This window comes from Thermus caliditerrae (genome assembly GCF_021462525.1).
Classification (GTDB): Bacteria; Deinococcota; Deinococci; order Deinococcales; family Thermaceae; genus Thermus; species Thermus caliditerrae.
Genome location: NZ_JAKEDT010000036.1, coordinates 1 through 10,068, shown reverse-complemented (window position 1 = coordinate 10,068; position 10,068 = coordinate 1). Strand labels below are relative to the sequence as shown.

The following is a 10,068-nucleotide window of genomic DNA, read 5'->3' as shown; positions in this document are numbered from 1 at the left end:
GCCTCCGGTCCAAACGGCAAGCTCCTCATACAGCCCCATTTTGTCTGAACTCAAAGGGGGAGCTCAGAGGAACTTGACGAGCTTCTGACCAATGCTCCCATAAACTGAAAGCGTGGCCACGGTGCTCCTGGTGGAGGACGAGCCCGCGGTGCGGCTCGGGGTGCGGCTGGCTCTGGAGCGGGCCGGGCACAAGGTCCTCGAGGCCCCCTCGGCCACAGAGGCTTGGCCCCTCCTGAAAGAGGCGGAAATCGTGCTCCTGGACTGGATGCTCCCCGACGAACCGGGCCTACGCTTTCTGGAGCGCCTGCGCCAAGGAGCCTACCCCGACCTTCCCGTCCTCATGCTCACCGCCCGCGCCGAGGTGCGGGACCGGGTGGAGGGGCTTTCCCGGGGCGCCGACGACTACCTGGCCAAGCCCTTCGCCACCGAGGAGCTTCTGGCCCGCCTCGAGGCCCTCCTGCGACGGGCGGGCAAACGGAAGGTGCTGAAACGGGGCCCCCTCCTCCTGGACCTGGAGCGCATGGAGGCCAACCTGGAGGGGAAGCCCCTCCCCCTCACCCGCAGGGAGTTTGAGCTCCTGGCCTTCCTCGCCCAGCGCCCGGGCCGGGTGTACACCCGGGAGGAGCTTCTGGAGGCCGTATGGGGCCCTGACTACCTGGGCACGCCCAGGACCGTGGACCAGCACGTGCTTCAGCTGAGGGAAAAGCTGGGGGAAGACCCCAAGGCGCCCCGCTTCCTGGAAACGGTGCGGGGCTTGGGCTACCGCTTCCGGCCTGAGGACCGGAGGGAAGGGTGACCGAGGCCCTGGCCCAAGCTTGGGAAGAGGCCCTGGAGGGCCTGGTGCTCCACCGGGAGCGGCGGGTGCTCTACCTGAACCCAAAGGCGGCGGAGCTTCTGGAGGTGCGCCGGGAAATGGTGGTGGGCCGCCCCCTCCTCCTGGCCCTCCGGGACCACCGCCTCGAGGCCTTGGCCCTCCACGGGGGCGAGCGGGCCTTGGAGGTGCGGGGCCGCCTCCTAAAGGCCCGGGCCTTACCCGGAAGGCTCTACCTGTGGGACGAGACCGAAGCCAAGCGACGCCTGGAGGCCCTGGAGGAGGCCTCCCAGGTCCTGGCCCACGAGCTCCGCACTCCCCTGGCGGGCATGGGACCCCTCCTGGAGGCCCTCACCCCCAAGACTCCCCAGGAAAAAGAGGTTCTGGACCTCCTCAAGGGGGAGGTGGCCCGCCTCTCCCGCTTGGTCAAGGACCTCTCCCTCACCCAACCCGGCCCCAAACGCACCTTCGCCCTGGAGGAACTTTGGCCCCGCCTGGAACGCCTTCTGCAGGAAAGGCTCCGAGGGCGCCGGGTGGAAGTCCACCTGGCCCACCCCGTCCGCACCGACCCTGAGGTGGTCTTCCAAATCCTCCTCAACCTCTTGGACAACGCCCTCAAGTACGGCCAAGACCCCATCCGCCTGGTCTCCCTAGCCGAAGGGAACCACTTCCGCCTGGAGGTGCGGGACCGGGGGCCAAAACTTCCGGACTACGAGAACCTCTTCCTCCCCCGCCACCGGGGGTTCCAGGGGGGCACCGGAGAGGGCCTGGGCCTCTACCTGGTGCGCCGTTTAGCCCGGAGCCTGGGGGGAGAGGCCTACGCCTTTAGGCAGGAGCCGGAGAACGTCTTCGGCGTCCACTTTCCCCTAGACTGAACGAGGAGGCATGTTATGCGCGAAGCCCTGGACCGAGCCCTGAACCACCTGGTGGAGGAAAGCCTGCGCATGCTCTCCCTGGTGCGGGAGATGACCCAGGAGGCCACCGAGGCCCTGGTGGGCAGCAACGGGGCCAAGGCCGAGGAAGTCATCGCCAAGGACAAAGAGGTGGATGCTCTCGAGCTCAAGGTGGAAAACGAGGCCATCGCCGTCATCGCCCGCCACCAGCCTGTGGCCTCGGACCTCCGCCTCATCTTCACCATCATCAAGGCCCTCACCGACCTGGAACGTTCGGGGGACTACGCCATGCACGTGGCCGAGGACGCCCTCCTCCTCGCCAAGGAGCCCCCCCTGAAGCGCTACGTAACCTTGCCGGAAATGGGCCGCAGGCTCCTGGAGATGATGGACACCCTGGCCAAAGCGGTGGCGGAGCGGGACGCCGCCTTGGCCCGCAAGGTCCTGGAGATGGACGACCAGGTGGACGGCCTCTATGAGGAGGTTACCCGGGAACTCATCACCTACATGATGGAAGACCCCCGCACCATTACCAAGGCCCTCACCCTGATGCGGGTAGCCCGGAGCTACGAACGCCTGGGAGACCACTTGGAAAACGTGGCCGAGCGGGTCATCTACTGGCTCACCGGCGAGGTGTACAAGGCTCCTGAGGACGCGTACTGAGGCCTGGGCCTCACCAACCAGGCGCACCTGGACGAGGGGCATATCTGGCCTGTGGTCTCAAAGCGCTCGCCCCCGCCCAGGAAGCCCGCATCGGGGAACTCCTGCGCCGCGCCCTGGCCTGACCCCCACGAGGGAGCTGCAGCAGAGCGGAATGCCCGCGCGCGGAGGTTGCCCCATGGGCAAGGGCCGGAAGTGCCTTGCCCATGGCCTTCTCGGGGCCCCTGCCCTGGCGCAAACCCGACGGGGTACTTAGACTTGACCGAGGTTCCTGCCGCAGCTTGCGCCGCACGGAGCCGCATGGCCCCCTTCCCTTGTTCCCCGGAGCCCCAAGCCGTACCCCACCCGTCCGCCGGGGACCCCACGTGGACGAAGTGGCGTTAGTCGGCCTCCACTTCCTCCACCGCCTGGCGGCGGCCCGCCTTCCACTCCAGCCCCGCCCACACGAAGTCCAGAAGATCCCCATCCAAAACGTTCTGCGGGTCAAAGCGCATGAGGCCGGTGCGGTGGTCCTTCACATATTGCTTGTCCAGCACGTAGCTCCGGATCTGGCTCCCCCACTCGATGGGCCGCACCTCTCCCCGTAGCTTCTGAAGCTCTTCCTGCTTTTTCCTCCACTCCAGCTCGAAGAGCCTGGAGCGCAGCACCTTCATGGCCAGCTCCTTGTTCTTGATCTGGCTGCGGGTGGTCTGGCAGGTCACGGTGATGCCGGTGGGCAGGTGGACGATGCGCACCGCCGAGTCGGTGGTGTTCACCCCCTGGCCCCCGTGCCCCTGGGAGCGGAAGACGTCAATCCGCAGGTCCTCGGGGCGGATCACCACCTCCACGGCATCGTCCACCTCGGGCATCACCTCCACCCCGGCGAAGGAGGTGTGGCGGCGCCCGGAAGCGTCAAAGGGAGAAGGGCGCACCAGGCGGTGAACCCCGGCCTCCGGGGAGAGTAGGCCATAGGCGTTTTCCCCCCGGACGAGGATCTGGGCGTAGTCGATCCCCGCCTCGGCGCCAGGGGTGATGTCCACCACCTCCACCTGGAAGCCCTGCCGCTCGGCAAAGCGGGTGTACATCCTGAGGAGCATCTCCGCCCAGTCGCAGGCTTCCGTGCCCCCGGCCCCAGGCTGGATGGTAAGGATGGCGTTCTTCTCCGCGTGAGGGAAGGAGAGGAGGGTCTCGTGGTAGAGCTCCTCCAGCTTGCGCGCCGCCTCCCCCAGCTCGGGGCGAAGGGCCTCGCGCTCCTCGGCGGGGAACTCCTGCCAAAGCTCCAACAGCCCCTGGAGATCGCTTTCCAGGGAGCGGAAGGTGTCCACCGTGCGCCGGAGGCGGCTGGCCTCCTGGCTCACCCTGCGGGCCTCCTCAGGGTTCTGCCAGAGGGCGGGGTCCTCCAGGCGCTGGTCTAGTTCCTTTAAACGGGCTTCCTTACCGGGGATGTCAAAGATACCCCCGGAGGCTATCCAGGCGCTTCACGAGCAGGTCCAGGTCCATACCCTATCCAGTATAGCGGACACCCGGGGTCCCCACAACCCATTTAACAAAGATGCACGCATGTTTTATGCTTATATAGGAGGTGACCCTATGGACCCGAAGCACCTGGCAGCGTGGCTTCGCCTGCGCTACCCCACCGGTCTTCCAGGAGAACAGGAGGAGTTGGCGGCCACCCTGGAGGCAAAGGGTCTTTCCCCAGGGGAAGCCCTCGAGGCCGCCCAGATCCTCGAGGAGCAGGGTTACGCCTACTTCCTCCCCGGCGAGAAAAGCCGTTGGGTCTTCACGGAAAAGCCCCTGAACCTCAAAGCCCTCATGCGGGCCCTGGACCAGGAGTATCGAGAGTTCGTGGGGGAGGGCGACGAGGAAGAAGAAGCCCTGGCTTTTCTCACGGCCCACCTGGAGGGGGACCGGGCGACGGCCCAAGAGGTGCTGGAAGCCCTGCGCTCAGCCGGTTACGTGCGCAAGGTCCACAGCCCCGAGCTCAACCGGGACCGCCTCATCTTCCGTTTCCCCGAAGCCCTCCGGCTCTTTGGCTAAGTACCCCCTCGTGGCTTGCGCCCCAACGGAAGCTCAAGAACCACAGGCAAACCGCCTCCGCTTGTGCCGGAGAGGCAACCTTCGGGCACCTATACCCGTTTCCGCTGACCCCTTCGCCCCTCTCCCAAAACCCGAGGCCATGCCCTTGCCAAGGCCCTCACGTGGACAAAGTCCGCGTGGGGTGGCCTTAGGTACCCCGTCGTGGCTTGCGCCACGAGGGGGGCCCCAAAGAGGCCGTGAGCACGCCGCTTTGGCCTTGGCCAATGAGGCAACCTTTGCGTGCAGATACTTAGTCGGCGGCCTGGGCCAAGGCCACCTCCGTAAGCCCCACCCTGGCCCCGAGGGCCTGAAGGCGCTCCTCTAAGTGCTCGTAACCCCTTTCCAGGAAGTACACCCCCTCGATCTCGGAAACGCCCTCTGCGGCCAGGGCAGCCACCACCAGGCCGCCCCCGGCCCGGATGTCCAAGGCCTTGACCTGGGCCCCGTGCAGGCGCTTGCCGTTGACCACCAAGGTCCGGTCCCTGAGGTAAAGCTCCGCCCCCATGCGCGCCAGCTCCCCCACGTGGGTGAAGCGGTCGGGGTAGACCCGGTCGGTGATGGCGCTCTGCCCCGGCACCGTGGCCAGGTAAGCCCCCACGATGGGCTGGAGGTCCGTGGGGAAGCCGGGGTACTCCCGGGCCTCCACGTGGAAGGGCTCGGGGTGAGGGGTGGCGGTAAAGCGCACCCAGTCCGCTCCCACCTCCACCCGGTGGCCCGCCTGGCGGAGCTTGTCCAAAAGGGCATCCAGGTGGTCCGGGCGCACCTCGGTGAGGGTGAGGGTGCCCCGGGTGGCCGCGGCCGCCAGGAGGTAGGTGCCCGCCTCGATGCGGTCGGGGATGATGCGGTAGGTGCCCCCACCCAGCTGCTTGACCCCCCGCACGTGGAGGATGGCGCTTCCCAGGCCCCGCACCTCCACCCCAAGCATCTGGAGAAAACGGCCCAGATCCTCGATCTCGGGCTCCATGGCCGCCTGGACCAAGGTGGCCTCCCCCCCCAGGGCCACGGCCAGCATGGCCTGCTCCGTCCCGCCCACCGTGGGCAGGTCAAAGACCACCCGGCCCGAAAGGGGGCGGGTCCTCCGGGCGTAGAAGGTGCCCCCTTCCTCCACCACCTCGGCCCCCAGAGCCCTTAACGCCTTCACGTGCTGGTCCACGGGCCTCGCCCCAAAGGCGCACCCCCCAGGCAGGGAGATCTGCCCCTCCCCCACCCGGGCAAGGAGTGCCCCCCAGACGATAAAGCTGGCCCGCATCTGCCCCACCAGCTCGTAGGGAGCATGGGTGCTTTGGATCTCCGGGGTGTGGAGATGCAGCGTCCGGCCCTCCCACTGGTAGCGGGTGCCCAGGTGGGAAAGGAGCTCCAGCATCACCTCCACGTCCCGGAGCCTGGGCACCTCCAAGAGGGTGATGGGCTCAGGGGTGAGGAGGCTCGCGGCCAGTATGGGCAGGGCGGCATTCTTCGCTGGGTAAACCCTGAGCTCCCCGGACAGGGGGAGGCCCCCTTCGATCCGCAGGATCCTGCTACCCTTCCCCGAGTCCGTGAGCGTCATACACACCTTACTCAAGGTGAGGATATAGAGCAGAATGCGCATTGTCAAGGCGATGCGCCCTCTGCTACACTTACCGCCAAGGAGCGGTATGCCCAAGAAGGAGAAAAAGCGGCTGCAGGTGGTCATCTCCGAGGAGCAGGACGCCCTCCTTACCCGGGCGGCCTACGAGCTCTCCAGCCCTGAGCGGCTGGTGTCCAAGTCGGAGGTGGTGCGCCTGGCCATCGCCAAAATCGTGCAGGAGCTGGAGGAAGGTAAGGCGGAGTTGGCTGAACTCCTGAAGCGGCTGGAGCCCGAAGAACAGGCGTAGAATGACCGGCGTGGTCCTAGCCGGGCGGTACCGCCTCGAGGCCCCCTTGGGCTCCGGGGGCATGGCCGAGGTTTGGCGGGCGGTGGACGAGCGCCTGGGGCGCAAGGTGGCGGTGAAGCTCCTCCATCCCCGGGCCCTGCCCCCGGAAAGGGAGCGGTTTTTCCTGGAGGTGCGGGCCCTTTCCCGCCTCTTCCACCCCGGCATCGTCCAGGTGCTGGACCTGGGAGAGGAGGACGGGAGGCCCTACTTCGTCATGGAGTTGGTGGAAGGGGGCACCTTTGACCGACTGGGCCCCTTTGAGGAAGGTCCCGAGGGGGAGCGCCTTCTGGAAGCGGCCATCCAGGTGATGGAGGCCCTGGCCCACCTTCACGCCCAGGGCATCCTCCACCGGGACCTTACCCCCAAGAACATCCTCCTCACCCGGGAGGGCCACCCCAAGGTGATGGACTTCGGCCTGGCCTACCTCCTCCAGGAAAGCCGCCACCTCACCCGCACGGGCTACACCCTGGGCACCCCCACCTACATGGCCCCGGAGCAGGCCAAGGGCCTGCCCCTCACCCCCAAGGCCGACCTCTACAGCCTGGGAGCGGTCCTCTACCGCACCCTCACCGGCAGGCCTCCCTTTGAGGGGGAAAACGACCAGGCCGTCCTCTTCCAGCACGTCTACGAGGCCCCCAAGCCCCTCGAGGCCCTGAACCCCGCCATCCCCAAGGGGGTGAGCGAGGGGGTGCTGGGCCTTTTGGCCAAACACCCGGAGGAACGACCCTCCCATCCGAGCCTCTTCAAGGGGGCCCTACGGGAGTTCCAGGCCCTGCGCCTAGCCACCCCCCGGGCGGGGAACAGCCGCAGCGGCCACTACCCTCTGGCCCCCGACCCCCGGCGGCTCGCCCTGAAGGGCAAGCTGGACCTAGGGGGGGAGGCCGCCTGGCCTGGGGAGATGGTCTACGCCAGGGGGAGGATCTACCTAGGGGTGGGGCGGAGCCTGGCGGAGGTGGACCTCCTCACGGGGGAGGTGCGCCGGGAAAGCCTCCCCGACGAGGTCACCGCGCCCCCGGTGGTGCGGGGCGGGGTGTACGTGGGCGGCTGGGACGGCAAGGTGCGCCGCTTCCGCGGGCGTTTTGTGGAGTGGAGCGCGGAAACGGGGGCCGAGATCACCGCCAGCCCCTTGGTCCTGGGCCCAAGGGTCTACGTGGCCAGCCGGGACGGAGCGCTCTATGCCTTTGAGGGGGACAAACCTCTTTTCCAGTTCCGCGCCGGAGGGCACCTCTCGGCGAGCCCCACCTACTACCGGGGGCTCCTCTTCCTGGCCTCGGAGGACGGCTGGCTGTACGCTCTGGACCCGGAAACGGGAGCCTTGCGCTACAAGGTGAAGACCGGCCCGGTACACGCCCCCGTGGCCGCCCACCGGGGGGTGCTCTTCATCCCCACCTGGGAAGGCGAGGTCTACGCTTTTGATCCCTTGAGCCGGGAAACCCTGTGGAACACCGCCCTGGAAGGGGAGGTATGGGGTGGGCTGGCCCTGGACGAGGACCGGGTGTACGCGGCGGGTTGGGACGGGGTCCTAAGGGCCCTGGACCAGGCCACGGGGGAGGAGGTGTGGAGCCTCGAGGTGGGCAAGGTGACGGCAGGGCTCTCCTACGCGGGCGGGCACGTCTACCTGGCCACGGAGGAGGGCCGCTTTCTGGCCGTGGACCGCCGTGGCCAGGTGGTCTTTGAGGCCACGGGCCTGGGAGCGGTGCAGGTACCCCCCCTGCCCCTCCCCGGGGAAGTGCTGGTGGTGAACCTCTCGGGAAGGCTCTACCGCTTTGGCGTAGGATGAGGCCATGGAAGCGGTGAGCACCGAAAAGGCACCCAAGGCCATCGGCCCCTATTCCCAGGCGGTGCGCGCCGGAGGCTTGGTCTTCGTCTCCGGCCAAATCTCCTTGCGTCCCGACGGCACCCTGGTGGAGGGGGACATCCGGGCCCAGACGGAGCAGGTGATGGAGAACCTCAAGGCGGTCCTCGAGGCCGCGGGCTCCTCCCTCGCCCGGGTGGTGCAAACCGCCTGCTTCCTGGCGGATATGGAAGACTTCCCCGCCTTCAACGAGGTCTACGCCCGCTACTTCCAAGCCCCCTACCCCGCCCGGGCCACGGTGGCGGTAAAGGCCCTGCCCAAAGGGGTTAGGGTGGAGGTGGCCTGCATCGCCCTGACGGAATAAGGCGCACGGGAAACAAAGCGTAGAATGACGGCATGGCAAGGGTAGGGGAAGCGCAGGCGGAGCTGGAGCGCCGTTTCCGCCAGGGGGATGTGCGGGCCCTGGCCCGGGCCCTGACCCTGGTGGAGTCGGGCCACCCCGCAGGGCAGGAGCTTTTGAAGGGCCTCAGAGGCCAGGGGCAGGCCAAGGTGGTGGGCATCACGGGAAGCCCGGGGGCGGGCAAGAGCACCCTCACCGACCGCTTAATCCTGGAAGCCAGGCGGCGGGGGGAGCGGGTAGGGGTGCTGGCTGTGGACCCCAGTAGCCCCTTCACCGGCGGGGCCATCCTGGGGGACCGCATCCGCATGATGCGCCACCACCAGGACCCGGGGGTCTACATCCGCTCCCTGGCTTCCAGAGGCGCCCTGGGGGGCCTGGCCGGGGCCACGGTGGCCGCTTTAGCCCTCCTGGAGGCTTTCGGCTTTGACCGCATCTTCGTGGAAACCGTGGGGGTAGGCCAGAGCGAGGTGGACATCGCCCGGGTGGCGGACACCACCCTTCTCGTCCTCACCCCCGCCGCAGGCGATGCGGTCCAGGCCTTCAAGGCCGGGGTCATGGAGATCGCCGACCTCTTCGCCGTGAACAAGTTTGACCTTCCAGGCGGAGAAAGGATCATCCAGGAGCTGAAAAGCGCCCTGGAACTCTCCCCCCCGCGCCCCGGGGGCTGGCGCCCCCCTATCTTCCCCACGGTGGCGGCCACCGGGGAAGGGGTGGAGGCGCTCTTTGAGGGCCTCGAGGCCCACCACCACCACCTTTTGGAGCACGGGCTCCTGGATGCCCACCGCCTGGAGCGGGCCCGGTTTGAGGTGGAAAGCGTCATCCAGGAATGGGGACGAAGGAAGACCCAGTCCGCCGGGGAGCTGGTGGCCCGGGTGGCCCGGGGAGAGCTCTCTCCCGAAGAAGCGGCCCTAGCCCTCCTGGACCCGGAAAAACCCCGCTAGTCCTCAGGGCCCGCCGGCTGACCCCTGGCTCCCGGGGAACGCCAGCGGGCCAGCGCCTTCAGGAGCATCTCCCGCTCGTTGGGGTAGGAAAGGCGATCCAGAGCTTCCTTAACGGGGAGGAAAAAGGCGGCTTCCACCTCGGAAAGCTGGGGCCTGGGTTCCCCTCCCCGGTAGGCCATGAGGAAGTAGTGGACCTCCTTGCTCACGGTCACCGGTTCCCCGCCATCCCGGACGGTGAAGTAGTAGCGCACCTTGCCTAGAGGCGAAACCACTGCGGCCTCCACCCCCGTTTCCTCCCGCACCTCGCGCACCGCCGTCTCCGGATAGCGCTCGCCAGGCTCCACCTGGCCCTTGGGCAAGGTAACCACCCGCCCCCCCTTCAAAGAAACCACCAGCACCTCAGGAACCTCTCCCCGGAGGACCACGCCCCCCGCGGATACCACCCGCTTCCTCGCCGTTCGGACCTGCCGCTTCCTCCGCACGCTACCCGGCCCACCTCCCAGCAACAAAAAAGGGCGCCCGAAGGCGCCCCCAAAGGACCCGAAAAGGGGAGAGCAGGGCTTAGGTACTCCTTAGAAAGGAGGTGATCCAGCCGCACCTTCCGGTACAGCTACCTTGTTACGA

General features: G+C 67.6%; 11 protein-coding genes. 8 read left to right on the top strand and 3 right to left on the bottom strand.

Annotated elements, in window-relative coordinates; translation table 11 throughout:
* Positions 1 to 112: 112 nt before the first annotated feature.
* Genes L1088_RS12230 through phoU form a run of 3 tightly spaced genes read left to right on the top strand, consistent with a single transcriptional unit; the run spans position 113 to position 2,364 of the window.
* Positions 113 to 796: a response regulator transcription factor gene (locus L1088_RS12230; RefSeq protein WP_234555325.1), complete on the top strand. Its 684-nt coding sequence runs from the start codon at positions 113 to 115 to the stop codon at positions 794 to 796.
* Positions 793 to 1,686 carry a sensor histidine kinase gene (locus L1088_RS12225; protein WP_234555324.1) on the top strand — a complete coding sequence of 298 codons (894 nt, stop codon included), beginning with the start codon at positions 793 to 795 and terminating at the stop codon, positions 1,684 to 1,686. Before L1088_RS12230 ends, L1088_RS12225 begins: the two co-directional genes overlap by 4 nt.
* A 15-nt stretch (positions 1,687 to 1,701) precedes the next feature.
* Positions 1,702 to 2,364: a phosphate signaling complex protein PhoU gene (gene phoU, locus L1088_RS12220; protein WP_234555323.1), complete on the top strand. Its 663-nt coding sequence runs from the start codon at positions 1,702 to 1,704 to the stop codon at positions 2,362 to 2,364.
* Positions 2,365 to 2,741: 377 nt separating this feature from the next.
* Here phoU and prfB read toward each other — a convergent pair.
* Positions 2,742 to 3,840, bottom strand: a protein-coding gene (gene prfB, locus L1088_RS12215) for a peptide chain release factor 2 (protein ID WP_234555322.1) whose coding sequence is annotated in 2 segments (ribosomal slippage) — positions 2,742 to 3,788 and positions 3,790 to 3,840 — 1,098 coding nt in all. Because the reading frame shifts where the segments join, the coding sequence is not laid out codon by codon here.
* A 90-nt stretch (positions 3,841 to 3,930) separates the two neighbouring features.
* Between prfB and L1088_RS12210 the strand changes: the two genes are divergently transcribed.
* On the top strand, positions 3,931 to 4,377 hold the full coding sequence (locus L1088_RS12210) for a hypothetical protein (protein ID WP_234555321.1): 447 nt from the start codon (positions 3,931 to 3,933) through the stop codon (positions 4,375 to 4,377).
* A 289-nt stretch (positions 4,378 to 4,666) separates the two neighbouring features.
* Here L1088_RS12210 and murA read toward each other — a convergent pair whose 3' ends face one another.
* Positions 4,667 to 5,962, bottom strand: a complete 1,296-nt coding sequence (gene murA / locus L1088_RS12205) for a UDP-N-acetylglucosamine 1-carboxyvinyltransferase (protein WP_038045408.1) — start codon at positions 5,960 to 5,962, stop codon at positions 4,667 to 4,669.
* An 88-nt stretch (positions 5,963 to 6,050) separates the two neighbouring features.
* Between murA and L1088_RS12200 the strand changes: the two genes are divergently transcribed.
* From L1088_RS12200 to meaB, 4 genes are read left to right on the top strand one after another with little or no spacing between them, the layout of a single operon-like run.
* Positions 6,051 to 6,269: a hypothetical protein gene (locus L1088_RS12200; protein WP_038045407.1), complete on the top strand. Its 219-nt coding sequence runs from the start codon at positions 6,051 to 6,053 to the stop codon at positions 6,267 to 6,269.
* A gap of 1 nt (position 6,270) precedes the next feature.
* A complete protein-coding gene (locus L1088_RS12195; protein WP_234555319.1) occupies positions 6,271 to 8,088 on the top strand; it encodes a serine/threonine-protein kinase in 1,818 nt (605 codons plus the stop codon).
* 4 nt (positions 8,089 to 8,092) lie between these two features.
* Positions 8,093 to 8,467, top strand: coding sequence for a RidA family protein (locus tag L1088_RS12190; protein WP_234555318.1), 375 nt, complete (start codon positions 8,093 to 8,095; stop codon positions 8,465 to 8,467).
* A gap of 32 nt (positions 8,468 to 8,499) precedes the next feature.
* Positions 8,500 to 9,444 (top strand): methylmalonyl Co-A mutase-associated GTPase MeaB, encoded by a 945-nt coding sequence (gene meaB, locus L1088_RS12185; RefSeq protein WP_234555317.1) that lies wholly within the window; start codon positions 8,500 to 8,502, stop codon positions 9,442 to 9,444.
* On the opposite strand, the gene L1088_RS12180 is transcribed toward meaB, so the two are convergent.
* On the bottom strand, positions 9,441 to 9,926 hold the full coding sequence (locus L1088_RS12180) for an NUDIX hydrolase (RefSeq protein ID WP_234555316.1): 486 nt from the start codon (positions 9,924 to 9,926) through the stop codon (positions 9,441 to 9,443). The genes meaB and L1088_RS12180 overlap by 4 nt on opposite strands.
* Positions 9,927 to 10,068: the final 142 nt, after the last annotated feature.